The following is a 24,351-nucleotide window of genomic DNA, read 5'->3' as shown; positions in this document are numbered from 1 at the left end:
AATTGACTGAATAATTACGGAGAATACATGCAACAGGTCTATTTTCCTGCGCGCGTGGTACGCGGCGCAGGCGCGATTAACCAGTTGGGCGCCATCGCTTCAGCGCTGGGTAAACGTGCTTTGGTTTTGGGGGGGAAACATGCGTTGGAGGCGGCGTCAGCCCTGATTGATGCACAACTGGCCGCAGCCGGTGTGAGCAAGTGCGCCGACATCTGGTACGGCGGCGAGTGCAGCGAAACACAAATTTTACGTCTGGCACAAGACGTACGCACCCATGCTGCCGATGTGATTATCGCGGTGGGCGGTGGGAAGGCGTTGGATACAGGAAAAGCTGTTGGACTGGAAACAGCCCGTCCGGTTATCACCCTGCCGACCATCGCGGCAACCTGTGCTGCGGTGACGCCACTGACGATTCGCTATGATGACGACGGTCATTTTCGTGATTTGTATCATCTGCCTGTCGCGCCCGCCGCGGTGATTATTGATTCCGATATTCTGGCTAAAGCACCACTGCGCTGGTTAGCCGCGGGGTTGGGCGATACGCTGGCAAAATGGTATGAACTGCGCGCCATTAGCGGTAATAAGGATGTCACCGGTTTTGGTGCGTCCTCTATGGCAAACAGCCAGCTTTGCTACCAACAGATTGCCCGATTTGGTGCCGCTTCCTGCGAAGCCGTACGACAACAGCAGGCGACACCGGCGTTGGATCAGGTGCTTGATGCCATCTTTTTGTTTGCCGGATTGACCTCGCTGATGAGTAATGGTGCCCATGCGGCGGCGGCCCATGCGCTCTACGAGGGCTTTACTGTGTGCGATAAGACGCGTGCTTACGGACATGGTCTGCTGGTGGGGTTTGGTAATCTCTGTTTGCTGGCGCAGGAAGGGCGTAGCGATGCGGAATTGCTTGAAGCCATTGCGTTGGCGAAGGCGTGTGCCATCCCAACATCACTGGCAGCGATTGCCCCAACCCTGACTCCAGAAGAACAGGCGGCCATATTGAATGCGGCGGTGACGGCACCGGATATGGGCAATATGCCTCATATCGTTACCCGCGAGACGTTACGCGATGACATCCATCGCGTAGAACGTCTGGCTATCAGCGCCTGTTAACAGGCGCTATAAAGTGTGGCCTGGTATAAAAACTTAATCAGTTAGCCCTAAGCGCCTTGAGCAATTAAGCAACTCTGTCACTTTATGTACATTGAGTTTTTTCATAATGTTCAGCCGATGGGTTTCGACCGTTTTAACGCTGATGCACAGTTGCTCGCCGATAAGGCGGTTGGTGTAGCTGTTGGCAATAAGTCTCAATATTTGCCGTTCACGCGGTGTCAGCAACTCCGGACTGTCCCCTTCCGTGTTCAGGGCGGAGTTGATGGCATCTCGGTTGAGCGCTGGGTCGATATACCGTTTTCGGACGGCCATAGTCTGGATTGCAGCCAATAATGTCTTTTGGCTGCTGTTTTTCAATACGTATCCCATGGCACCCGCCGACAGGGTGCGTATTGCCATAAACTCCTCGTTGTGTGCGGTGTACGCGAGGATGGCCATTTTAGGCCAGCGCGAACAGAGTTGCGGGATAAGGTCCAGCCCATTGATGCCCGGTAATCCCAGATCGAGGATCACTATATCAGGTTCATGCAGGCGGCAGGCGTTATAGACCTCAAGGCCATTTTCAGTGTGCGCAATAATACGAAAGCGCGGATAGGGCACCAGCAAATTGATAATGCCGTTTATGATCAACTCGTGATCGTCCACCAGCAAAATTTTATGATCGTTCATATTCCATTCCTCTCAACAAAACGTTGCTCTTTACGTTGAGCATTTCAAACGTAAAGCGACATCCAGCGTAAGACGTAGCTCTGCAATTTCCGCGTTGGATAATGGCAGTCCACGTTTAACCCGGTTCTCTATATCGATCACATCGCACAGCAATGGACCGAGACCAGCCTGCCCGATGCATCCTTTTAGGGTATGCAACAGCGTGATAGTTTTTTTCTGATCGCTTGAATTTTGTTCAATGCTTGACAGCAATTCTCGCAGTGAACGACGGATTTTTCGTCGCATAGTGGGGTGTGTGATATCGATGATGGCTTTGTCCATCAGGTTATCTTGCTCTTGCAGATCGATTTCTCGCTGAAGCTGATATTCGGCGGCGATGCTGATGCCATCGGCCAAATGCGCCAGCGTGACGGGCTTGGTCAGGTAGTGGTGCATACCGGCTTGCTTGCAACGGACAATTTCTTCCGAGGCGGTGTTGGCTGACAGGGCCATAATGGCGCATTCCGTATCCTGATTCTTGCTGTCTTTACGCCACTGCTGGGTGCAGGTCAGGCCATCCATCTCCGGCATGCAGACATCCATCAACACCAGATCAAAACGCTGTTGTCGCCCACACGCCAGTGCTTCTCGGCCGTTACTGGCGGTAGTGACGTTTTGCCCGAGCAGTCTCAGCATGGCACCAATGATGTCGCGGTTTATTGTCGCATCATCAACGAGCAGGATATGCAATCGCCAGGGTTGAACCGGGATCACCGCCTTATCGGTGTCGGTGATGCCTGACGTTATCTGAGCAGCCAGCGTATAGAGTTTGCCCGGCAGAAAGCCAAGTTCGTCGGCAGACAGGGCACTGCCATGCGCTGCGGAATGGCATGTCAGTCCCCATTCGCTCAGTTGACGGTGCAGTGCCAATGGCGCGGCAATATCGCCGTTTAATGGCGTGGGTGTGGCGTATTTACCGAGCGGCATCATAAAAGAGATGCAGGTACCGAGCCCTACCGAGCTGTTGAGATCCAGCCATCCCCCCATCATTCGGGCCAGATTCGAGGCAATCGTCAGCCCAAGCCCGGTCCCCTGAATGTTTCCCTGGCTCTGAAAGAAGGGGGTGAATACCGCATCATGATCGGCAGAGGCAATGCCTTTACCACTGTCACAAACGGCAAAGATCAGCGTGTTGTCGTTGCGTGTGACGCTGAGCGTTATCCCTCCGTTATCCGTAAATTTGACCGCATTTCCCAGCAGATTCACCAGAATTTGCCGTACGCGCGTCGCATCCATATCGATAAGCAAGGGCACATCACCGCTGACCGTGGTACGCAGCATCAATCCTTTGCTTTTTCCCGGTCCCTGAATGGTGTACATCGCGCGATCGATCAGCGGGAGCAGCGCTGTCTGCTCAACGTGCAGCGAGATTTGTCCTGACTCGATACGCGAGAAATCCAACAGGTTGTTGATGATATCCAGCAATGAGAGGGTGCAAAGCCGGGCCGTTTCCGCCAGGTGACTTTGCTTGGCGCATAGCGGGGTGAGTTGGAGTAGCTCCAGTGCACCCAGTGAACCGCTGAGCGGCGTGCGCAGTTCATGACTGATGGTTGTCAGGTGGCTGCTTTTGCGTTTGTTGGCCTGTTCCGCCTGCTGTTTGGCGATAATCAACTCGCGCGTGCGTTCAACCACGGTATTTTCCAGGTTGTCATGCTGCACGCGCAGATCGTTCAACAGCCGATTGTAAGCCTGAGCAATACTGCCAAGTTCATCCTGACGGTTCTCCGGCAAACGCAGCGACAGTGGTGCCCATTTCGTCTTATTGATGATATCGACAAAGTCCTGCAACGGCCGGGCCAGATGACGATGGAGCAGCCCCAACAGCATCAGCGCAAGGAGGACTAATGTCGCTAATGCGAAAGGCAACTGGCTGATGACGATAGACAGCGACCGGTGGATGATATCCCGGGTTGGATACAGGATAACCTGTTGCCAGCCCGGCCCTTTCAACTGGGTGCGCAGCACCAGATAGCCGGGAATTTCCTGCCAGCCATCATGCAGTGTGACGTCGTTGAACAGCGCTTGTAATGCCTGGCCTTGCTTCTCGTTGAGCAGGGAAAAAGGCAGGATGTGATTTTGCATATCCAGCCAGAGGCTGATATCGCTGCCAGAGAACAGTTGGCCGTAGGAGAGCACATCGCTTAATTTGACTGAAAGCCCGGCGAGCGTACCCTGTGAACTGGTAGCCGCAACGGAGATGCTCCAGCCCACGCCCTCTGTGTACTTGGGTTCGCCCCAGTGCATATTGTGGTTGACGGGGCTACCAAGCAATTCCGTTAACTCGGTGTGACGACGCGAAAAATAGTCGGCGGCATGCTCGCGAGGGGGCAACAGCGAGATGCCATAGCGGCTATCCAGCACAAAGCTGTCGAGGTAATAAGTTTGCCCAGCGGTGCCGTAAACCTGGATAAAGCTGCGATCCTGCTCTTGAACCGTTTTGGGGATACAGGCGCTGGTATCAATAGGCAGGTAACAGCTTTCACTTTTATCGACTACCGCCTTGTCTGCGGCACTGCTGTGATACAAGTGGTAGCGGTGTGCCAATATTTGCGCATCCCGTTCTGCACCTTCAAAACGGTGATTGGTTAACGTTGCCCTCAGGGTGGAAAAGTGCGTTAGATTCTCAATTAAATAATGTTTTTCCTGGTTAAGTGAGGCATAGGTTGCAGCGAAAACAGAAACCAGCCAGATAATAAATAAGCACAGTGATATGAATAATGTCGGTTTACTCACCAATGAGCGCTTTCTTTTCATTGTCATACCCGAAAATGGTGTCTAAATGAAATAGCCCCTGTGGGCGAATGAATTTACGTCTGTCGGTTTTCTCTAACACGGTAATTTTCACTAAAACTATAAAGGCTTTAGCGCCGCAATTGTTTTAATTTGTAAATATATATAACCTCACCGTAAGTAAAAATCAGGTATAAGGTTGATGTCTAAGATCCTCATTGCATTTGAGAATAAGATTATCCCATGGAGGTTGTTCTATATGCTTGATTTATTAAAAACTATCCCTTTGGTTGAGGATATATCCATGCCTAATAGTAAAGGAGAAATCGTGATGAAAATAGCGGATCTCCCAGCGAAAGGCTATTCATGCAACTTCTCCTGGATTTTGGCAATATACCTCGTTGACTCTCATGATTTATCATTGGAAACATTGTGTTATGTTTCATGTTTGTTAGGGGCTCATCATGAAATTCACGATTTTTCCTGCTACTTATCCGATGAGAAAAGTTGGCTGTGCTGTGTCTATGATAAGAAAATCTCTGCCGACGTAATGGCAAAACAAATAGAGATGCATGTGGCGCTAACGCGTTATTTTCGATACCTCATTTTGAGTAAAAAATACCCATGCCAGGTAAAAGAATATGAAGCTATGTAAAATCGCCCATTTGGTTTTGTTTTTTTTCTGTTCGGTTTCTTATGCCGAGAGCCTACCGTGGAAGGGCAATGATTTTTCATTGCGGGCACAAAATATGTCGCTCTCTTCTCTGTTGCAGCATCTCGCGGAAAACTATTATACATCAACGAATATCGATCCGGTGATTGTGCAAAATTTCAGCGGCGTTATCTTGCCAGGACCGCCGTTGGATATTCTGTATAAGTTGATGAGTCAATATAATCTGGTTTCTTATTACGATGGCAATACGCTGTTTATTTACCCCGCACAGCGCCTGTCGCGCCATCTTGTAACACTCAATGTGCTATCCGCCAAGCGTTTTGCAGCACATTTACGCAGACTGAATGTTCCTGAAGATCGGAGCTGTGTCATTTACCCCGTGTTGAATGAGCATGCGCTGGAAATCAGTGGCGTGCCTGCCTGCCTGGAACGCGTTACGCAACTGGCAACCACCCTTGATTCCGATATTAGCAAACGCCAGGATGATGCCGTGAGCGTTGTGGTATATCCCTTGAAATATGCCACTGCGCTGGATGATCAGTATAAATACCGCGATCAGACCGTTGTGGTGCCCGGCATTGTCAGCGTGCTGCGTGACATGACTCGCGGCGGCGCGCCCGCGCCAGCCAACAATACGCCTGCGACTCAGGGGCTGCCGATGTTTTCTGCGGATCCGCGTCAGAATGCGGTCATCGTGCGCGATCGCAGCGCTAACATGGCAGGGTATCGCCAACTGATCACCCAGTTGGATCAACGGCCTGAAATGATCGAAATTTCTGTGACCATCATTGATGTGGATGCTGCGGATATCAGCCAGTTAGGCATTGACTGGAGTGCAGCGACATCAATCGGCGGCGGAATGCTCAGCTTCAATAATAGCGGGGGGAGCCTGGACAGCGGGTTCTCCAGTGTGATCAAAGACACGCCGAACTTTATGGTGCGCCTTAACGCGTTGGAAAAGAACTCTCGTGCCTATGTGTTATCGCAACCTTCGGTGGTGACACTCAACAATATTCAAGCCGTGTTGGACAAGAATATCACGTTCTACACCAAGCTTGAGGGCGACAGAATGGTCAAACTGGAGTCCGTGACGACCGGATCGCTACTGCGCGTTACGCCTCGACTGTTAGAGCAGAATGGCAAGCAGAACATCATGTTGAGCCTGAACATTAAGGATGGGCAACAAAGCCAACCCATCAGTCAGGATGAGCCTTTGCCCGGTATTCAAAATGCAGAAATCGCTTCGCAAGCCATGTTGCAGTCGGGGCAGAGCCTGTTATTGGGCGGGTTCAAACAGGATAAGCAGATAGAGTCGGAAAAGAAGGTCCCTTTATTAGGCAGCATCCCTGTGCTTGGCCACCTGTTCAGCACCAAAACCAACCAAATGCATAGCGTTATTCGCTTGTTCCTGATCAAGGCATCCGTTGCCAATAGACAACAGTGAAAAGCGTATGGAAAACACGTGGAAGATTCGCCTGTTAGGCGGCGTATTGCATGGACGGGAAGTGTGGCTATCGGAAGGTCGTCTCTCCATTGGTGAACGGGATTGCGATCTGTGCATCCCTTTGCAGGCTGCAAGCCGTATTGAGCTGGCGGTCGTCGATGGGCAACTCTATGTCAATGTGGAAAAGGTGTCGGTGCGGGTAAATGGTCGCCGCCATGTACAGCATCACCCCTTGCCGTCCCAGGGGGTATTGGAGGCGGCAGGATTAGCGATGGCATTTGGGCCGCAGCAAGCAGACCTTGCCGGTCATCGCCTGCCAGTTCGCCGGTTTTCAAGCGGCTGGCTGTTGGTGCCAGGCATGCTTGCGCTGATCTTCGCTCTCATCTCTTTCTCTGTGGAATGGGGGCCGTCGCCATCGACGGAAGCACCAGTAGACGTGAACGCGTTGTTGCAGCACACCGGGTTGACGCAGCTCGTGGCGCAATGGCAGCAGGATGGCGTGCTGAGTGTGTCTGGAGATTGCGAATCGAGCGAGTCGTTGACGCCCTTGTGGCTTGCGCTGCAATCCCACAACATTCGCTACCAGGATGACGTTATTTGCGCCGATCAACTGGTCCGAAACGTGAAAGATGTGCTGATTCAGGCGGGCTACACCCAAGCTCAGGTTGTCAGTCGAGGGAAGGGCAATGTTGCGATCGATGCGGATATCCGTATGGGAGAACAGTGGGAGGCGGTTCAACCGCTGTTGGCTGACATTCCGGGATTACGGCATTGGCAGATAGAAAACCCCTACGACGAGATCGGTAACGCGCTGATTAGCGCGCTGCTACAGCAAGGTTTAGCGGGCAAGGTGAACCTGACGGATACGGGGCCGCGTTTCATTTTGAGCGGCGTGTTGAACGCGCAGGATAAGCAGACCTTGACACAACTGATGCAGGATATGCGATCGCGCTATCCCTCTGTGGCGCTGAGCTATCAGGATGTTCCCCTATCCAATGAGTTTTCCAGACAACTGCCAGCCCCTGTCACTGGCATTGTTCATAGCCGTCGTGGCGAGTATTTGGTGTTGGGTAATGGCGATACCTTATCCATAGGCAGCCGACTGGCTGAGGGCAGCGAGGTTGTGGCTATCAGCGATAGCGCGGTGACGTTCAGACAAGGGCGCACGCTGATCACGCTTCCATTCAATTTTTAAGGAGAAATACCATGACGACGCTGACGGCATTGGAAGATCGCATACAGGGGGCGGCTGACGATGCTCAAAAGGCATTGATGGTGCTAAGTGAGGCCCGTCATCGATTAACCTGTGCCATGGATAAACCCATTGCGCCAGAGGAATATCAGCACTTTGCCTTATTGCTGGAAGCGGTAATACAGAGCGAAGATATTATCAAGATCATTTACTTTCGTTATCACAATATAGCGCTAGAGGCTGAGTCAAGTCAGTAGGGAATAACCATCTTCATACCAACGGCTGACATATTCGTGAACGATGAGAGGTGTATCATGTCAGGTAATATTGCAAGTCAATTTAAAAAATTCGAAGTAGAGTATGAACGTCTATTAAAATGTTTTTCGGAATTTGAAAAGATAAAAGGCAAACTGTCTTCTGCGGAACGTACCGTTTTGCAGAATGATAATCAAGCCTCCCCCCCCCTGAGTATCCATCACATGAACCTCATTGAGGAAAATGCAAAAAGAGATTTAAAGGCATTAAGTATCTCCTTGAAAAAAATCGAGGCGCATATTAAGCATAGCGTCAATAAATGATGAACACATCTACACTGTTTCATATTTCAGGAGGTTTAAAATGGAGAACTCACCCGTTTCTTCATTGTCAGGCATTAATTCTACTGTAGTTGAAGACAAAGAAAAGCGTGTTGGAAATACATCACAGGAAACGGCGCATTATTATGGGTCAGCCGATAATATCTTCGCCTATGCCTATGAGGTAATGCTGTTATTGCAGGATGTACAGTTATCCCGTGCCTATGCCCAATTCAACGATATTCAAAATGCATCCAATCGAGCCAGAGATACCCAGGAAAAGGCAAACCAGATGGATGAGGTCATTGCGCAAGCGTCAAAAGGTGATGGCAATACCAAAGAAGCGGTACCGGCCGAGGTTATTGACTATATGAAGACACACGGTATCCAGGTAGATGGTAAATCGATAGAGGACTACATCAAACAACACGCGGATGCTGACGGTAAGTTGGACAAAGGCAGCCTACAGGCCGTTAAAGCGGCATTGGATAACAGCGCGAACCGCGACAGCGATCTCTCCTCTCAAGCGCAACTGACGATTCAAAAAGCAATACAGATGCTTAACGCGGCCATTTCACAGGCGACTAACCTGGTCAGCAAATGGGGCGAAATTCTGCAAATGATCACCCAAAAGACCTATTCATGACACAAGACGACAGTCTGGTCATGCTGCAATTTTTGCGTCGTGGTGGCGCTGTGCGCATGTTGCTGAAAAAAGACGTAAGCGGGGAATTGGATACCCTTTTTCGCTATGCCAGACAGTTATCCAGCGCGGGGGACTATCGTGCGGCGATCAACCTGTTACGCATATTGACCGCTTATGACGATTGGTCTTTTGACTACTGGTATCAACTTGGGGCGACGTGCCATGCGGCGCACGCCTGGCCCGATGCGCTTTATGCCTATGGTCGGGCAGCGAAAATTAACGTATCGGCCGCGCAGGTCCCTTGTGCTGCGGGGGAGTGTTTTCTGGCCTGTGGTGAGAAAGCATTGGCACGCAAAGCCTTTAAGGCTGCCTTGCTGATTTGCGGTGAAAACCGCTCATTACAGACGATACGCCGCCAAGCGGAGCAAGGACTATCTCGAACAGGAGAACCTCATGGATAGTGTACAAACCAGAGCGGGGATGGATTACCCGCTGTCCTATGGTGATGGTGATGGTGATGGTGATGGTGATGGTGATGAGATGCTTTTCTCTTCTTCAACCAAGCACACAACGCACCTAACACGTTCTGTTGTTGGCCTGCATTATCGGCAACACCAGGCAGCAAAGAATGTAGAAATGGAAAGCCAGCAGAGGGGCGTAGCGCAGCCGATGAGCGCGCAGCAGGCAGAGGCCGCTTGGCAACGACTGCTGGATGCCGGGTATACCGGTTCCGCCTCATCCTCGCTGCAAGACGTTATGAACATGGACCCACTGCTGTTATCGATGATGGTGACGCAGCAGGTGATGCGTGTTTCCAGCAGCAATGTAACGGCACTCTGTGAACAGTTGAATCGCGCCACAGAACTGCAAACTTTCCTGCGTAATAAGCAGGTTGAAAAATATCAGGAGCAGATCAACAAGTCGATTGAACAGGCAGATCAGGTGCGTAAATCCGCGCTGTGTAGTGCCGTATTTGATTGGATAAACAGTGCCATTGAGATAGGGGTAGGTGTATTTAAACTGATTGAAGCCGTCGCAACGGCAGATCCACTCGCCTTTGCTGCTGGCATCGCTTACTGCTCGGCAGGGGCTGCGGGGATCGTAAAAGGTGGCGCGGAGTTTGCTTTGGGACTGGGTGCGAATAAAGCGGACTGTGAAGCCATTATTCACACCGCAGGCTTGGTACAAAGCTCGTGTGAGTACGTTGCGATGGGATTGGATATTTTGCAGATCGGTCGTGGTATTTATGCGGCTCGCGGTTTGATCTCTGCGGCAGAAAAGGAAATGGGCAGCGGCGCGGGCAAAGCGCTGGTTGAGGCGGTAAGCCAAAATACGGGTGAGGTGGAGCAGCAGATCAAACAGATTGCTGAAAATACGGCTAAACAATTCGTGGGTAAACTCGAGTTAACACTTGAAGAAGATGTCAATCAATATTTGGCACGGACCCTGGGCTGCAGTTTCATCTCGACTGGCGCCGAGAAGGGGATCGAGAACATCTTAGAAAAAACATTGAAAAATACACTCGAAAATACGGCGAAAGATATTTTTAAAAAAAGTGCCGTCGAGGCAGAGAAAGCGTTTACCGACCGCTTTATTAAATCGTTGAATAAAGAACTGGGCGATATTATAAGGAAGAATGTCACTTCCCAGGTCTTATCAAGGGTACGGAGTGCACTCAGCGGTGGGCAGAAAATGGTATCTGGTATTGCGCAATCGAAAGCAGCAGATTTGCGCAAAGAGATCGAAGAGTTAATCGTTATGCAACGCATCAATGATATTAAAGATAATTGGACTCAGGAACGTAAAAAGAATCAGGAAAAACAGCTTGGCGATTATTTACAACAGAGTAGTACTGCTGTTAGCAATGCAGTATCAATAATGGAAGATTACGGTACCGCACTGGTTAAAATTGCCTGTAACCGTGCTTAAGGATAACTTATGAGCCAAAATAGTCTGTCGGTAGATGTATTGTCCGCGAATGAATCACTAAGTTCGCTTTCTTCTGTGTTATCGCACAAGATGGTTCTTGTCGAAGGGAAAAAGGAAAATGTATGTAATTCTACTGATCTGAATGATTTTTTTGCGATGTTTGATCAGTTGTGGGGAACGTTATTGAATCTTGCCCGACGTTTGCGTGACGTTATGCGTATGTATAACGAAAAGAAGCAGATATTAGGATGGGGACTTGAAGTTAATGCACTCTCTACCAGTTTAAACGCTATTGAACACAGTTTTAATGCGGCAAGGGATAATGCCTTAGGCACATTTATGAGCGGCGGGATGCAATTTGCGGGGGCGTTGACAGGAGGCTTCATGCAGGGAACCGGCAGTGCTGGATCTAACGACCTCATTACTATGGGATTCAACGGGTCGGGATCGATTGCCAACGGACTCTGTTCTTTTAACGCGGCATCAGAAAGCCGTAAAGCAGAAATAGAGCGGGCATTGGCGGATTTTCAAAGTAAAAACGCGCAATCATACATACGAAATCTCGATGACATCGTGCAAAAGGCTGTTGACGTCATGCAACAGATGATGGAAATGGGCCGCAAGATGGTTGAGATATTTGCTCAGACGCTTCATTCCCTTGCGAAGTAATGATGGAACGACTGGAAGCGCTTTTTTGCAGGCAGTTGCAAACGGCTGGGTTAGCGCCGCAGCCCCTGTTTTTGTTGGGGTGCGGATTGCGTCTCGGGCAGCAGATCTCGCTGCATCCCTATCGCCTTGTGTTTCGTGTTCAGAATAATGCGTTGCTTATCTGTAGCTTAACCCGGTTACCGGACGGCGCCTCACAACCTGCGTCATTACTGCGACTCTGGCGGCTGCTGCAAGAGGCGTCACTTTCGGTTTCTGCGTTGAGGTATGTCCGCATGTTAGTCATAACCGATGTATTGCCCCGCCGTTTAGCGCTCCAGCGTCAAAAGCTGGTACGGCGGCTGTGTCAACAAGGTGCGGTAACCTGCCTGCTCGACGGTGAGCGTTGGTTAGAAATAGACATAGACCGGATATTTCGTGGAAAAGCCCGTAGTTAAGTTAAACACCGGATAGGCGGGCTGACCGGTTAACACGATAGTGGATGTCAGCAAACCTATTGCCCGGTAACCCGATGTACCACGCAATAAAGCCGTACGCTATGGAGATCAACGATGGATGTTCAACAGCTCATTAACACGCTGTCTAGTCTGGCAAGCAAGGCCGGTCAAGATGTCAAAGACAAAATGAATGACAAAGATTTAACCAATCCAGACGCCATGCTCAAGGCGCAGTTTGCTGTGCAGCAGTATTCCACTTTTATCAACTACGAAAGCGCGATGATCAATACCATCAAAAATTTGCTGAGTGGGATTATCTCGAAGATATGAGCGTGCTGACGTCTGCTGAACGACAACTGCTGCTTGAAACCGCTTTTGCCGGAGTAAATCATGGCCTGTGGCGTCAAGTGCGCGCGATAGTGCCAGTGGTGCCGAATCTGGTGACCGATAGAGATGATTGTGCGGTATGCATGGCCGTTCTGCTGTTGGGGCTGGAGGCGCCTGAAGAGGCGGTGCGCGTTTTGGAGCACGTGAATACGCCGGACGCTAATGTGGTCAAGCAGTGCTTCTCATTATGAGCTCCTCACCGTGATTACGGGGTACACCATGGACACACCCATGACTATTTCTCAGAAGATATTGCCAGATGGCCGTTATGACAGTTTTGAACCGGTGTCCTCGATGGATGCACCGGACAGTCAGGCCGCGCAGACCTTTAAACAGATGCTGAATGGCGGAGCGGTATCCGGTGCGGTAGAAACCTTATCACCGGAACAGATGTTGCAGCAGCAGGCGAAGATCTTGACGTTGAGTGTCGGCGTCGATCTTGGCGCAAAGGTCGCCGGTTCTGCGGCGCAAACGGTCAACAAATTGGCCAATATGACATGAACGCCTTCCGTTGTCTGGGCATGGCAATACTGGCTTTCATGCTGGCGGGTTGTCGTGTTGAGCTCTACAACGGTTTGTCTCAGAGCGATGCTAACCAGATGTTGGCGATTCTGATGAACAACAACATTGATGCGGATAAGCAACCTTCGCCGGACGGCGGGGTAACGCTGCGCGTCGAACAATCCCGCTTTATCGATGCCGTTGAAGTGCTGCGCATGGATGGCTTTCCGCGTAAACGCTACACCACGGTAGAAACCATGTTTCCGCCTAACCAACTGGTGGTTTCTCCCCGGGAAGAGCAGCAGAAGATCCTGTATCTCACCGAACAGCACATTGAAGAGATGCTCAGTCAAATGGATGGCGTTGTGCATGCCTCTGTTGCGATAGCATCCCATCCCCCGAGCGACGATGTTGGCACCCGTTCTGGTGATAGCACCTCGGTAGCGGTGTACCTTAAATTTTCCCCGCGGGTGAACCTGGAAGCGTTTCGCGTACAAATTAAGAGTCTGATTGAAAAGGCTATACCCGGTGTCCAGTACGATCAAATCAGTATTTTGATGCAGCCTGCCGGCTATCGCGCTCGGGTAGCGCCGCCGCCGCAATCCGTTGAACAGAGAGCGCTCCTGAAATGGCTATCCCGTTATCGACAACATGTGATGTTAACGCTGATTTTACTGGCATCGGCCCTATTGATACTGGCAGCGTGGCGCGTGTTTCCGCGGACGAGTCCAGCAGACCGGATGCGTTGATCTTGCTGCTGCACCGTGCGGTCTGGCAGCCCGCCCGTTACGCGCACCCTGACTGGTTTGCCTCGTTAGGGTTTTATCGGTGCGAACGGTGGCGTTATGGCGAATCCCCGGTTTTAGATCGCGCACTGAACCGTGTGTTACGGGCACGGCGTGGCCCGATTTGTCTGCCGGGGCGGCTTGATGAACGTCAGCGCCGTTTGGCTGTGCTGGCACCGAATATCTCAAAATACGCGCTGGCGCTTGGGCTGCTGGCGCTGGCATGCGGTGATTACTTTCTGCTGCCTGATTATCGACACGTGCTTCGTCATTGGCTGGATAACGATCTGATCTGGCACCTGTTCGGCATGTGTGACAACAAATACCCCGCTTTTTATTCACCGGAACAGGTGGTCGATGCGGCGAATCGTATGGGGATCGCCATGCTGTATCGTGCTGCCAAGCATGAACCTGTGCTTCAGGCGCTTTTGATACAGCTGCCACCGCTCAAGCAAGCGTTGTATCCCGTGATCCCTCTGGCCACCATGAATTTACTGGAGCGTATGCTATGCCGCTGTGTCGACTCCCGTTGATTGAGCTTGATGGGCAACTCCCAGGTTTCCCCGTGATCCCTGCTGACAGGCTAAACACGCAGTTGGCTTATACCCACACCCTGCTTGATGCCCATCATGAGGCTGCTCTTATTGTGAAGGCGGCGAGCCGTAAGGCAGAGCAAATGATACGTCAGGCGCGCCACTCGCAGCGCCAGATACAGCGTGAGGCTTATGCCGAGTTCTCTCGTCGTCAGCAGGAGATCCTTGCCCGCTGTGAGGAGCAGTGGCTGGCGCGCCACGTGGTGTCACTGTGTGAAGCTGCATCGGTAGAACAGCGTGTGGTGCAGGCGGTCACGTCACGTATCCGTCTTGCTATGGGGAACGTATTGCGCGCCTGGTTTTCCCAACAGCCCGTTGATGACTTGTTGTGCGCGCGTTTGTCGCAGCAGGTGGAGCAACTGGCTGCTATGGGGGGGGCCACCTTGCAGATTCATCCCGAGAGAGAGGCCAGAATGCGCGATGCTTTCGGAGAGCGGTTAGCCATCGTCTGCGACCCGCAGTTGGCTAGGGATGAAGCTGTTCTGACATCATCACAGCTTAGCGTCTCTTTTTCGCTCAGTCGGCATTTTCAGCAAGTGCTGGCGTGGATAGATACCGAGAGTGAGCTCGGTATTCAGGAACCGGAGGCAAGGCTTGATGATGAAAATGCCTGAGGATCATAACCCCGTCAGTCCGGTGTTAGCACCGCACTACGAATCGCACCGGGTGCTGCCGGTGCGCACTGTCGAATTCAGCCTGCCGCCGATGGATATGGCGTTGCTGGAGTTGGAGGAAGCGACAGGCGAATCGCTGGATTCAACGTTGGAAGAGATGAGCCTGGTCCTTTCTGGCCGGATGCGCGATGAAAAGCGGCTGGCATCGTCAGAAAGGCAGCTACGCAGGCAGCAAGAGTTAATTGCACTGATACAACGCTTGCGTGAGCAACACGGTGGTCTTCCGACGTTTCTCGCCGCGTCGTCAGAGGAGAATAGCGAGGCGCTGGAGGGGCTGCAGCGTATTTTCACCCTCGCTCAACACCTCGCCTCAACGGCGTTGGATGAAAAGCGAAAAAAGGCGCTGCACGCGCAGTTAGCTCAGCTTATCGAAGAAAATGCGTATGAGACCACACTCTTTGGCCTGATGGAGCTCGGTACTGTCAGCAAGGCAGCGCTGGCACCTATTGGCCGCCTATTCCAACGCGCGATGGATGAACAAGACATACCGTTATCGGAATGGTTTAAACGCATCGCGGATTGGTCCGATCGTCAGCGTCGGCTGCGCGTGGTGTTACGCATGGCGGCGTTTGAGCTCACGCTGTCTGTCGGCTGCGCTCAGCAAGCCAGATTGGCGACTGTACTGGTTCGCCTGCGCCGTCTGTTGCTGTTTTTGGGGCTGGAACAAGAGTGTAAAGCACAGGAACAGCGTTATCCCTTACCTGACGATTCGCTTTTGACCTTACTGATTGATATTACGCAGGAAAGCTGGCTTTTTGATGATTGGCTTATCGCGCGAATTTCCTCGTTGACGACCAGCGCAACGGTATTCAAGCACATCGTGCGTTATCTGGATGTGCAATTCAGAGTGATGCCGGATGCCTGTTTTAGTGATGAAGATCAGCGTGAAAGCATTCTTGCCGTGCTGCAAAAACTGAAGGGTAATCAGGTGTTGTCTTGATTTCTCCTCCTTGTCTTCTCTGGGATTCTGTTACCGGACATGAGAGGAAAGACATCATGACATTAGATCTGTTCATCGAAAGAAACATCCAGCGCTTTATACAGTTGGCCGAACTGGCGGAGCAACCTCCCTCTGCCGAAATGCAATGGGTCGATCGGGGATTTCAGACTTTCCTCACCTTCCGTCAGGGACGCATGCATATCAGCCAATGTCTGCTGGATCCTTGGCGGGATAATGCGTTACTGCTTGTTGCACTGCAACGCGCCCATCCCGCCTGGTTTGCGGGTATTCCTCAGCGTGTCTTCACGTTACGTCAAGGCATGGTGATCAGTTGTGCCCCGATGGCAGACAGCGTGGCGGAACAATGGCTATGGCTGCACCGTCGCCAGCGAACCTTTCTGGAAACATTATGCGAACCGACGTGATAAGAAAAGATAACGTCCAGCGCTGGTTGCAAATGTGCGCCGGTAGACAAGATATTATTCTCGCCGTGGTGATGCTCATGGCGATTGTCATGATCACCCTGCCGTTGCCTACGTTTGTGGTGGATATTCTGATCGCCATTAATCTGGCTTTTTCTATCATCCTGCTGCTGTTTGCCATTTACATCAACGATCCATTGGATCTGTCGGTGTTCCCCTCACTGTTGTTGATCACCACGCTTTACCGGCTGTCACTGACCATCAGCACCTCGCGGCTGGTGCTGTTGCAGCATAATGCTGGCGATATTATCGATGCATTTGGCCGCTTTATGGTGGGGGGCAATTTGACGGTGGGGCTGGTGATTTTCGCCATCATCACCATCGTGCAGTTTATCGTTATTACTAAGGGTACGGAGCGCGTAGCCGAGGTGAGCGCCCGGTTTTCTCTCGATGGCATGCCGGGCAAACAGATGAGTATCGATGGCGATTTGCGTGCCGGGGTGATCGATGCCGATCAGGCGCGGCAGTTGCGTCTGCACGTGCAGCACGAAAGCCGTTTTCTTGGTGCGATGGACGGCGCCATGAAGTTTGTGAAAGGGGATGCTATCGCCGGTATTATTGTTGTGCTGGTGAATATTCTGGGCGGCATCACCATTGCCGTGGTGCAATACGGCATGTCGCTTGGGGATGCGGTGCAAACTTACAGCGTGCTCTCTATCGGTGACGGCCTGTGCGGCCAGATCCCCTCGCTGCTGATTTCGCTCAGTGCCGGTATTATCGTCACCCGCGTGCCGGGTGAGAAACGGCAAAATTTGGGGCGTGAACTGAGCACGCAATTGGGGAAACAGCCCCAGGCGCTGATCCTTGCGGCGGTGGTGATGTTGCTGTTTGCCGTTATTCCCGGCTTCCCGTTTATCTACTTCTTTATCATGGCGGTAGTCACGTCATTGCCTTGTGCACTGCTGTGGTATCGCGCACGACATCCGCAGCCTGTATCCGCGCCGCAGGGCAGCGTTGATGAGGATCAGATGGTGCCGGGCGCGCAGCCCCTGACTTTGCGCCTTGCGCCGCGCCTGCATTCAGAGTCTCTTTCAGTGGAGATCGATGCGCTGCGCAAAACCCTGTTCGACGCCCTGGGTGTACCCCTGCCGGATGTCTCCATCATCGTCGATGCTTCAATGACAGAGAACAGCATGGCGGTGCTTGTCTATCAGGAGTCGGTGTTCTCTCTGACGCTCCCCGTGGCGGCTTCCTGCATGGTTTTCACTCGCGTGGCGGCGGACGATGCCATGCCAGAAGCGCACGTGTTGCCGCAGGGAATGGGGCGAATTACGTGGCTGTCTGCCGCTGAGGGGCAGCGTGCACAACAGGCGGGGCAAACCGTGTTTACCGGAGACCAGTGCCTTGTTGCGTTGTTGCATAAAGTGTTGGTGAACCACATGGCGGAGTTTATCGGGGTGCAAGAAGCGCGCTACCTGATGGATGCCATGGAGAAACGCTATGCCGAGTTGGTGAAAGAACTTCAGCGGCAGATGCCCATCAACAAAATTGCCGAGGTGCTCCAGCGATTGGTATCAGAACGGGTCTCTATCCGTGATTTGCGCCTGGTCTTCGGCACGCTGATTGAGTGGGCTCCGCGGGAAAAAGATGTCCAAATGCTGACGGAATATGTTCGCATCGCCTTACGCCGCCATATTTTGCATCGTCTGATGGCAGAAGGGATGCCGCTACGCGTGCTGCGCATTGGGGAAGAGATGGAGAATGTGATTCGCGAATCCATTCGACAGACTGCAATGGGCACTTACACCGCATTAAGCCATGAACAACGTGCGCAGATATTGCAGTTGATTACCGAGGCGCAAAGGGTGTACGGCGAGTTTGTGATTGTCAGCTCGGTGGATACACGTCGTTTCTTGCGTAAGGTCATCGAGCAACAACACACCGACATTGCGGTGTTGTCGTGGCAGGAAGTCGGGGAGCATTGCCTTATCCAGGTGGTGCACAGTATTGACCTGAACCCCGAGCATGCATTCGATGATGAAGACTGAGTTTTCCTCTCTGGTAGCGGCCGTGAGCCAGCGACTGGCCTTGTCCGGTGGACCGCCTGATGGTATCGACATGACGGGGCGGGTGCGGCATATCAGCGCCTCGTTGTTGAAAGTGCGCTTGCCCGGCGTGTTTATGGGCGAACTTTGCCAGATTTTGCCCGACGGCGCTTTGGCTGAAGTGGTTGCAGTGGACGGCGAAGACGCGTTGTTATCTCCCTTCGCCAGTACCGTAGGTCTGTATTGCGGCCAGAAGGTGCGGCCGCTAAGACGACGGCAGCAGGTTCCCGTCGGAGAGGCGTTGCTGGGGCGCGTGGTTGATGGCCTGGGGCAGATGCTGGATGGCGATGAGACGTGGCAAGGACCGTGGCGCGATTTTGACGCGCCACCGCCGGCGGCACTGGTTCGTGGGCTTATCGATCGCCCGTTGCTAACCGGTGTGCGGGCGATAGACAGCATACTCACCTGCGGCGAAGGGCAGCGTATCGGGATTTTCGCGGCAGCGGGCGTGGGGAAAAGCACGTTGCTTTCCATGCTGTGTGACGGTGCGGACTGCGAGGTGATTGTCCTGGCACTTATCGGAGAGCGTGGCCGCGAGGTGCGGGAGTTTTTAGAGCATTCGCTTAATGCACAGACGCGACGTCGCTGCGTTGTTGTTGTCGCCACGTCAGACAAACCACCGCTCGAGCGCATGCGCGCGCTGTATGTGGCGACCACCATCGCGGAGTCGTTTCGCGATCGGGGCCAGCGCGTTCTGTTAATGGCCGATTCACTGACGCGTTACGCTCGCGCCGCGCGGGAGATCGCCATCGAGGCGGGCGAGCGTGCGGTTGCTGGCAGCTATCCCCCCAGTGTATTTGCCGCGCTGCCGCGTTTGTTGGAGCGGACCGGTAAAGGGCGCTGTGGCAGCATTACTGCGTTCTACACCGTGCTGGTGGAGGGAGACGATATGAATGAGCCGCTGGCGGACGAGGTGCGCTCGCTGCTCGATGGGCACATTGTGCTGTCGCGCCAGTTGGCTGAGGCAGCGCATTTCCCAGCGATTGATGTGCTCGCCAGCGTAAGCCGCATCATGCCTAACGTCACCAGCCAGATGCACCTGACGCTTGCCAATGAAGTACGCCGTTTGCTCAGTGTTTATCGCGATGTAGAGTTGCTGGTGCGAGTGGGGGAGTATCAGCAAGGTGAGGATCCGCTCGCCGATCTGGCGGTAGAAAAGTATGCGGCAATCAATGCATTTTTACAACAGCAGGAGAATGAACCATGTCACAGCGACCTGTTATTGCAACGGCTCAGTGCGCTGGTAGCACCGTGATGCTGCGGGCCTTATTGGCCATCAAGCAACGTCGGGAAATCACCTTGCGCCGACAGTTGGTACAGCAACGCTCTCAGCTCCAGCAACTGGAACAGGATATGTGCACCTGTTCGACCCAGCGCACATTGCTGGTAGAAAAACGAAACGCCTGGCTGGCTTGGTCCGGCACGCGCATCAGCGATGAACTGCTGGCACATAAGCAGACACTGATGACATTGCGCGATAAGGATCAGCAATTGATGGCTAACCAGATGGCGCTGTCTGATGAGCAGCACGCCGTATTGGCGCAGCAAGACGCGGTAAGGCACGCGTTGAATGTTGTCATGAAAAAGCAGGAAAAACTGCACAGTGTGCTCAACGATGCAGGCGGTAGACGATGAGCCGCTATTCATGAGTGGGCCACGCGTTGAAGGGAGTCTGTGGCACACGCTGCCGGAGCCGGAAGCGACCGACGCTGAAACCGCGATGGACGCTCAGAAATTTATGCAACTGATAGCCCAAAAGGCAACGCATTGCACCTCTTCTCCACTTACACCTTACGCGCATCGCCGACAGCGTTATCGCATGGTGAGTTGCAATGGTGAAGTGATGCTGTGTGAGGTCAGCGAGAGGGACGGTGAACTTCACCTTTGTATCCAGGTGTCTCAGCGCGAGCTGTTCGACACGTTGAGCCTTATTTCATCCTGGCTCTGCGCGCGTTTGCGCGAGGCAGGCCATGCTGTTGTTCTGGAGGTTGAACATGTTAAGGACGACTCAGGATACGTGGAACCTGGCGCAGCATCTTCCTCCTGAGGGCGTAACCGCAGGCGAATTGCATATCGGTTTACAAACGTGGACACGTGCTCAATCCGGGGTAGTTATAACACTTTCCTTCGAGGAAGGGACATCGGTGAGCCACGTTTGGTTGGAGGACGCTGGGTGGCGGGCACTGTGTGAGCAGATGCTGGGCACCGCTGAGGTGGCAACGGTGGATGGGGTATTGCTTGAGGATATTGCTGAGTGGGCGCTATCGCCGTTGCTGGCACAGTGCCAGGCTAGCATGGTGCGGGAGAATGCAGCACCGTGCCCTTGTAGCGCGCTGTCCGAGCAATGGGGCGTCGTTTTTACCTGGCAGGTGGAACAGGTTGTTTTTAAGGCCGTGCTGTTTGGCAATACTGACGCTGGGTTTAAACATCTGCATGCGTTGATTGTGCCCGATCGTGTCCCCACTGGTCCATTGCCTCCGTTGCGGTGTGCGCTGTATGCCGGAGAGTGTGAGCTCCCGCTGTCTGTTTTAGGGAGTCTGACGCGGGGGGATGGGATCGTAATACACCCGTATGGTGATTTACGTGCGGGGCATTTCGCCTTGTCGCCATTGTTGAGGCAGGCGGCGTATGTCCAGATAAACGGAGATAACACGATGCACTGTAGAGCGTTAGGCGCTGAGCTTGAAAATAGCGCGAGTGAAATACCGGATGAACTCCCTTGCGCCGAGTCCCTGTCAGTGGATCTTGCGGCGCTGCCGCAAAAATTGTTGGTTGAGGTCGGGCAGGTCACGCTGACACTGGGATCGCTGCGAACGCTACAGGTGGGTGATACGGTGGCGGTGAACGCCGAGTTCTCTCCTGAAGCAACGTTGAAGTTGAATGGCCGAGCCATTGGTAAAGGCGCGCTGATTGGTTGCGGCGACCGCTTTTTGGTGCAAATCCGGCAATGGTATCTGACAGCACAAGATTGAACGGTGGTAGGGGAAAGATGGGGTGAATGCCCGGTAGGTGGGGCTGGTTTAGCCGAGGTATAAGGGGACGTCAACCCTATAGCGTGGAATTCACATGTCACTACCTGACTCTCCCTGGCAGTTAATTGCGCTGCTGTTTGTGCTTTCGCTGTTGCCGCTGATTATCGTAATGGGAACCTCATTTCTCAAACTGGCGGTAGTCTTTTCCATCTTGCGCAATGCCCTGGGGATCCAGCAGGTGCCACCAAATATGGCGCTGTATGGCCTTGCGTTGGTGCTATCGCTGTTTATCATGGCCCCGACGCTACTGGCGGTAAAGGCGCAATGGCATCCGGTTGCCGTTGAGGGCGAACCCGCCTGGATGAGCGGTTGGGATAGCCAGGCACTGACGCCCTACCGCCACTTTCTGATAAAAAACACTGAAGATAAGCAAGTGCACTATTTTCAGAACCTGATTGCGAAAACCTGGCCGGAAGAGGTGCGTCGCACAGTGAAGGATGACTCCTTACTCATTTTGCTGCCAGCGTTCACGGTCAGCCAATTGACTCAGGCGTTTCGTATCGGCTTATTGATATATTTGCCGTTTCTTGCGATTGACCTGCTGGTGTCCAATATCCTGCTGGCGATGGGGATGATGATGGTCTCACCCATGACCATCGCCTTACCGTTCAAACTGTTAATTTTTCTCTTGGCCGGCGGTTGGGACCTGATCCTTTCCCAGTTAGTACAGAGTTTCGTATGAATGAAGCCACTCTGACGCACCTGATGACCCAACTGTTGTGGATCGTCTTACTGACCTCATTGCCGATCATTGTTGTTGCGTGTGTGGTCGGCGTACTGGTTAGCCTGTTACAAGCGCTGACGCAGATACAGGATCAGACCCTGCAATTTATGATCAAACTGCTGGCCGTGGCGCTGATGCTGATGGCGACTTATCACTGGCTTGGCGGCATCCTGCTGGGATATACACGCCAGGTGCTATTGCAAATAAGTGCGCATGCATGAATCTGGTGCTTAACGAAGAGATCGCGCATCTGGCTTTCCTGATGATGCGCCCACTGGGGATGACCCTGCTGTTTCCGCTGTTGCAGGCAGGGAATCTGGGGTCGCCGTTAGTCAGAAACGCGGTGTTGATGGCGATTGCATTGCCGATGTTGGCCGTGGTGCCTGTACCCCAGGACATCGGGGAGGGGTGGACATGGTTGAGCTATATTCCCGGTGAGCTGCTCATCGGGCTGATCTTGGGGTTCTGCGGCGCAATTCCTTTTTGGGCCGTGGATATGGCGGGATTTATTATCGATACACTGCGTGGTGCGACCATGAGCGCGGTGTTCAATCCTGCGATGTCCGTCCAATCGTCGCTTTTTGGTTTGTTGTTCAGCCAGTTTCTCTGTGCGCTGTTTTTTATTAGCGGAGGGATAAACCTGCACTTGAGCGTGCTGTATGACTCTTATCATTACCTACCGCCAGGCAACACGCTGGTGTTTAATCAGCAACTGTTGGATTTTATCAAGGTGGAGTGGCAGACGCTCTATCACCTGTGTTTGAGCTTCTCCTTGCCAGCCGTATTGGTGATGGTATTGGCGGATATGGCACTGGGGTTATTGAATCGTTCGGCGCAGCAGTTGAACGTGTTCTTTCTGGCTATGCCCATCAAAAGTCTGTTGGTCTTGTTGTTGCTGATCGTGTCACTGCCCTATGCATTGCACCACTATCTGGTGGAGAGTGAACGCCTCTACCAGCATGTTGGCGAGTGGTTTGCTCAACATGAGTGAGAAAACGGAGCAGCCTACCCGCAAAAGGCGGCAGGATGGTGAAAAAGAGGGGCAGGTGATCAAAAGCGTTGAGCTGACCTCCGGCGCACAACTGCTCGCCTTATTTCTCTTTTTCCATTTTTTTTCCGATGTGCTGATACAAAACATCACCTTGCTCATTCAGGAATCGGTACGCGTTATTAATGCCCCTTTCTCCTATGCGCTGGGCACCATTGTGCGTGCATTGGTGAAGGAATGCGGTCTGATGCTGATTTACCTGGGGGCGATGGTAAGCGTTGCCACCGTTTTCAGCGTGCTGATTCAAATCGGTTTTGTGGTTGCCAGTAAGGCGGTGGGTTTCAAGGGGAGCAAACTTAACCCGGTGGACAATCTTAAACAGATTGTGTCCTGGCGCAGCGTGGTTGAACTGCTCAAATCCTGTTTGAAAGTGCTGCTGCTGTGCACGATTTTCCTCCTGCTGTTTTATGGCTACGCGTCGACGTTTCGCGCGTTACCTTATTGCGATCCTCACTGTGCGTTACCCACATTCTCCGCCATCATGCGTTTTATGTGGTTTGGTATGCTGGGCTTCTATCTGGTACTGGCAGTGGCGGATTATAGCTATCAGCGTTTTCATACGCTGAAGCAGCAGCGCATGAGCAAGGAGGACATCAAACAGGAAAACAAGAATCGGGAAGGTGATCCTCATATTAAACAGCGTCGTCGTGCGCTACAGCGCGAAGTGCAGAGCGGCAGTTTGGCACAAAACGTCAGGCAATCGGCGGTGATTGTGCGTAACCCCACCCATTTGGTGGTTTGTCTGGGATACGATCCCGAGACGATGCCTGTGCCGCGCGTGTTGGAGAAAGGCCGGGATGCTATGGCGCAACACATTGTTGAACTGGCACAACGTGAGGCCATTCCGATGGTAGAGAATGTCCCTCTGGCGCGAACGCTGTTTTATGATGTGAAATGTGGCGAGCGTATCCCTGATGCACTTTTCGAACCGGTTGCCGCGCTGCTGCGCATCGTCTTGCAGATCGATTACGCCTCTCGTGAGAATGTCGGTGGCGAGGAGCGTAACTGACAGGCAAAAAAAAGACCGGGC

Annotated in this window: 30 protein-coding genes; 28 read left to right on the top strand and 2 right to left on the bottom strand. The window is 52.6% G+C overall.

The window, feature by feature from the left end:
* Window positions 1-27 precede the first annotated feature (27 nt).
* Complete coding sequence (locus K6K13_RS19630; RefSeq protein ID WP_222158482.1) at window positions 28-1,110, top strand: iron-containing alcohol dehydrogenase family protein; 1,083 nt, start codon at window positions 28-30, stop codon at window positions 1,108-1,110.
* Between the two features lie 33 nt (window positions 1,111-1,143).
* Here the strand turns inward: K6K13_RS19630 and K6K13_RS19625 are convergent, their stop codons facing one another.
* Window positions 1,144-1,779, bottom strand: a complete 636-nt coding sequence (locus tag K6K13_RS19625) for a two component system response regulator (protein ID WP_222158481.1) — start codon at window positions 1,777-1,779, stop codon at window positions 1,144-1,146.
* A 30-nt stretch (window positions 1,780-1,809) separates the two neighbouring features.
* On the bottom strand, window positions 1,810-4,572 hold the full coding sequence (locus K6K13_RS19620; RefSeq protein ID WP_222158480.1) for a two component system sensor kinase: 2,763 nt from the start codon (window positions 4,570-4,572) through the stop codon (window positions 1,810-1,812).
* Window positions 4,573-4,750: 178 nt separating this feature from the next.
* On the opposite strand from K6K13_RS19620, the gene K6K13_RS19615 reads away from it, so the two are divergent.
* The 27 genes from K6K13_RS19615 to K6K13_RS19485 all read left to right on the top strand — a co-directional run bounded on the left by K6K13_RS19615 (window position 4,751) and on the right by K6K13_RS19485 (window position 24,330).
* Window positions 4,751-5,203 carry a pathogenicity island protein gene (locus K6K13_RS19615; RefSeq protein WP_222158479.1) on the top strand — a complete coding sequence of 151 codons (453 nt, stop codon included), beginning with the start codon at window positions 4,751-4,753 and terminating at the stop codon, window positions 5,201-5,203.
* Complete coding sequence (locus K6K13_RS19610; protein ID WP_222158478.1) at window positions 5,190-6,665, top strand: EscC/YscC/HrcC family type III secretion system outer membrane ring protein; 1,476 nt, start codon at window positions 5,190-5,192, stop codon at window positions 6,663-6,665. Before K6K13_RS19615 ends, K6K13_RS19610 begins: the two co-directional genes overlap by 14 nt.
* Before the next feature lie 7 nt (window positions 6,666-6,672).
* Window positions 6,673-7,860 (top strand): type III secretion system inner membrane ring subunit SctD, encoded by a 1,188-nt coding sequence (gene sctD, locus K6K13_RS19605; protein ID WP_222158477.1) that lies wholly within the window; start codon window positions 6,673-6,675, stop codon window positions 7,858-7,860.
* 11 nt (window positions 7,861-7,871) lie between these two features.
* Window positions 7,872-8,114, top strand: coding sequence for an EscE/YscE/SsaE family type III secretion system needle protein co-chaperone (locus K6K13_RS19600; RefSeq protein ID WP_222158476.1), 243 nt, complete (start codon window positions 7,872-7,874; stop codon window positions 8,112-8,114).
* A gap of 57 nt (window positions 8,115-8,171) precedes the next feature.
* On the top strand, window positions 8,172-8,435 hold the full coding sequence (locus K6K13_RS19595; protein ID WP_222158475.1) for a hypothetical protein: 264 nt from the start codon (window positions 8,172-8,174) through the stop codon (window positions 8,433-8,435).
* Window positions 8,436-8,475: 40 nt separating this feature from the next.
* Window positions 8,476-9,078, top strand: coding sequence for a type III secretion system translocon protein SseB (gene sseB, locus K6K13_RS19590; protein WP_222158474.1), 603 nt, complete (start codon window positions 8,476-8,478; stop codon window positions 9,076-9,078).
* Window positions 9,075-9,539, top strand: a complete 465-nt coding sequence (sscA, locus tag K6K13_RS19585) for a CesD/SycD/LcrH family type III secretion system chaperone SscA (protein WP_222158473.1) — start codon at window positions 9,075-9,077, stop codon at window positions 9,537-9,539. Before sseB ends, sscA begins: the two co-directional genes overlap by 4 nt.
* Window positions 9,532-11,007 (top strand): type III secretion system translocon subunit SseC family protein, encoded by a 1,476-nt coding sequence (gene sctE / locus K6K13_RS19580; protein ID WP_222158472.1) that lies wholly within the window; start codon window positions 9,532-9,534, stop codon window positions 11,005-11,007. Before sscA ends, sctE begins: the two co-directional genes overlap by 8 nt.
* 9 nt (window positions 11,008-11,016) lie before the next feature.
* Window positions 11,017-11,676 (top strand): type III secretion system translocon protein SseD, encoded by a 660-nt coding sequence (gene sseD, locus K6K13_RS19575; RefSeq protein ID WP_222158471.1) that lies wholly within the window; start codon window positions 11,017-11,019, stop codon window positions 11,674-11,676.
* Window positions 11,676-12,110 (top strand): type III secretion system effector protein SseE, encoded by a 435-nt coding sequence (gene sseE, locus K6K13_RS19570; RefSeq protein WP_252120350.1) that lies wholly within the window; start codon window positions 11,676-11,678, stop codon window positions 12,108-12,110. Before sseD ends, sseE begins: the two co-directional genes overlap by 1 nt.
* A 114-nt stretch (window positions 12,111-12,224) precedes the next feature.
* Window positions 12,225-12,440, top strand: coding sequence for a type III secretion system needle filament subunit SctF (gene sctF / locus K6K13_RS19565; RefSeq protein WP_222158470.1), 216 nt, complete (start codon window positions 12,225-12,227; stop codon window positions 12,438-12,440).
* Window positions 12,437-12,688 (top strand): EscG/YscG/SsaH family type III secretion system needle protein co-chaperone, encoded by a 252-nt coding sequence (locus K6K13_RS19560; protein ID WP_252120349.1) that lies wholly within the window; start codon window positions 12,437-12,439, stop codon window positions 12,686-12,688. The genes sctF and K6K13_RS19560 overlap by 4 nt, the downstream gene beginning before the upstream one ends.
* Before the next feature lie 40 nt (window positions 12,689-12,728).
* A complete protein-coding gene (gene sctI, locus K6K13_RS19555) occupies window positions 12,729-12,998 on the top strand; it encodes a type III secretion system inner rod subunit SctI (protein ID WP_222158469.1) in 270 nt (89 codons plus the stop codon).
* The gene (ssaJ, locus tag K6K13_RS19550) at window positions 12,995-13,747 is read left to right on the top strand and encodes an EscJ/YscJ/HrcJ family type III secretion inner membrane ring protein SsaJ (protein WP_222158468.1); all 753 of its coding nucleotides are present in this window, start codon (window positions 12,995-12,997) and stop codon (window positions 13,745-13,747) included. Before sctI ends, ssaJ begins: the two co-directional genes overlap by 4 nt.
* Window positions 13,702-14,316 carry a type III secretion system domain-containing protein gene (locus K6K13_RS19545; RefSeq protein WP_222161235.1) on the top strand — a complete coding sequence of 205 codons (615 nt, stop codon included), beginning with the start codon at window positions 13,702-13,704 and terminating at the stop codon, window positions 14,314-14,316. Before ssaJ ends, K6K13_RS19545 begins: the two co-directional genes overlap by 46 nt.
* Complete coding sequence (locus tag K6K13_RS19540) at window positions 14,292-14,990, top strand: HrpE/YscL family type III secretion apparatus protein (protein WP_222158467.1); 699 nt, start codon at window positions 14,292-14,294, stop codon at window positions 14,988-14,990. The genes K6K13_RS19545 and K6K13_RS19540 overlap by 25 nt, the downstream gene beginning before the upstream one ends.
* Window positions 14,974-15,990, top strand: coding sequence for a SepL/TyeA/HrpJ family type III secretion system gatekeeper (locus tag K6K13_RS19535; protein ID WP_222158466.1), 1,017 nt, complete (start codon window positions 14,974-14,976; stop codon window positions 15,988-15,990). The genes K6K13_RS19540 and K6K13_RS19535 overlap by 17 nt, the downstream gene beginning before the upstream one ends.
* 56 nt (window positions 15,991-16,046) lie before the next feature.
* The gene (locus tag K6K13_RS19530; RefSeq protein WP_222158465.1) at window positions 16,047-16,415 is read left to right on the top strand and encodes a type III secretion system protein SsaM; all 369 of its coding nucleotides are present in this window, start codon (window positions 16,047-16,049) and stop codon (window positions 16,413-16,415) included.
* Window positions 16,400-18,460, top strand: a complete 2,061-nt coding sequence (locus K6K13_RS19525) for an EscV/YscV/HrcV family type III secretion system export apparatus protein (RefSeq protein ID WP_222158464.1) — start codon at window positions 16,400-16,402, stop codon at window positions 18,458-18,460. Before K6K13_RS19530 ends, K6K13_RS19525 begins: the two co-directional genes overlap by 16 nt.
* Window positions 18,447-19,772, top strand: a complete 1,326-nt coding sequence (locus K6K13_RS19520; RefSeq protein WP_222158463.1) for a FliI/YscN family ATPase — start codon at window positions 18,447-18,449, stop codon at window positions 19,770-19,772. The genes K6K13_RS19525 and K6K13_RS19520 overlap by 14 nt, the downstream gene beginning before the upstream one ends.
* Entirely contained in the window at window positions 19,721-20,152 is a 432-nt protein-coding gene (locus tag K6K13_RS19515; protein ID WP_222158462.1) for a hypothetical protein, read from the top strand. Before K6K13_RS19520 ends, K6K13_RS19515 begins: the two co-directional genes overlap by 52 nt.
* A complete protein-coding gene (locus K6K13_RS19510; RefSeq protein ID WP_222158461.1) occupies window positions 20,121-20,564 on the top strand; it encodes a hypothetical protein in 444 nt (147 codons plus the stop codon). Before K6K13_RS19515 ends, K6K13_RS19510 begins: the two co-directional genes overlap by 32 nt.
* Window positions 20,512-21,489: a YscQ/HrcQ family type III secretion apparatus protein gene (locus tag K6K13_RS19505; RefSeq protein WP_222158460.1), complete on the top strand. Its 978-nt coding sequence runs from the start codon at window positions 20,512-20,514 to the stop codon at window positions 21,487-21,489. The genes K6K13_RS19510 and K6K13_RS19505 overlap by 53 nt, the downstream gene beginning before the upstream one ends.
* 94 nt (window positions 21,490-21,583) lie before the next feature.
* Entirely contained in the window at window positions 21,584-22,231 is a 648-nt protein-coding gene (gene sctR, locus K6K13_RS19500; RefSeq protein WP_222158459.1) for a type III secretion system export apparatus subunit SctR, read from the top strand.
* On the top strand, window positions 22,228-22,494 hold the full coding sequence (locus K6K13_RS19495; protein WP_222158458.1) for an EscS/YscS/HrcS family type III secretion system export apparatus protein: 267 nt from the start codon (window positions 22,228-22,230) through the stop codon (window positions 22,492-22,494). The genes sctR and K6K13_RS19495 overlap by 4 nt, the downstream gene beginning before the upstream one ends.
* Window positions 22,491-23,264, top strand: a complete 774-nt coding sequence (locus K6K13_RS19490) for an EscT/YscT/HrcT family type III secretion system export apparatus protein (RefSeq protein ID WP_222158457.1) — start codon at window positions 22,491-22,493, stop codon at window positions 23,262-23,264. The genes K6K13_RS19495 and K6K13_RS19490 overlap by 4 nt, the downstream gene beginning before the upstream one ends.
* Window positions 23,257-24,330: an EscU/YscU/HrcU family type III secretion system export apparatus switch protein gene (locus tag K6K13_RS19485; protein WP_222158456.1), complete on the top strand. Its 1,074-nt coding sequence runs from the start codon at window positions 23,257-23,259 to the stop codon at window positions 24,328-24,330. Before K6K13_RS19490 ends, K6K13_RS19485 begins: the two co-directional genes overlap by 8 nt.
* The last annotated feature ends 21 nt before the right edge of the window (window positions 24,331-24,351 follow it).

This window comes from Symbiopectobacterium purcellii (assembly GCF_019797845.1).
Taxonomy (GTDB): domain Bacteria; phylum Pseudomonadota; class Gammaproteobacteria; order Enterobacterales; family Enterobacteriaceae; genus Symbiopectobacterium; species Symbiopectobacterium purcellii.
This window is presented reverse-complemented; position numbering and strand designations above follow the sequence as displayed.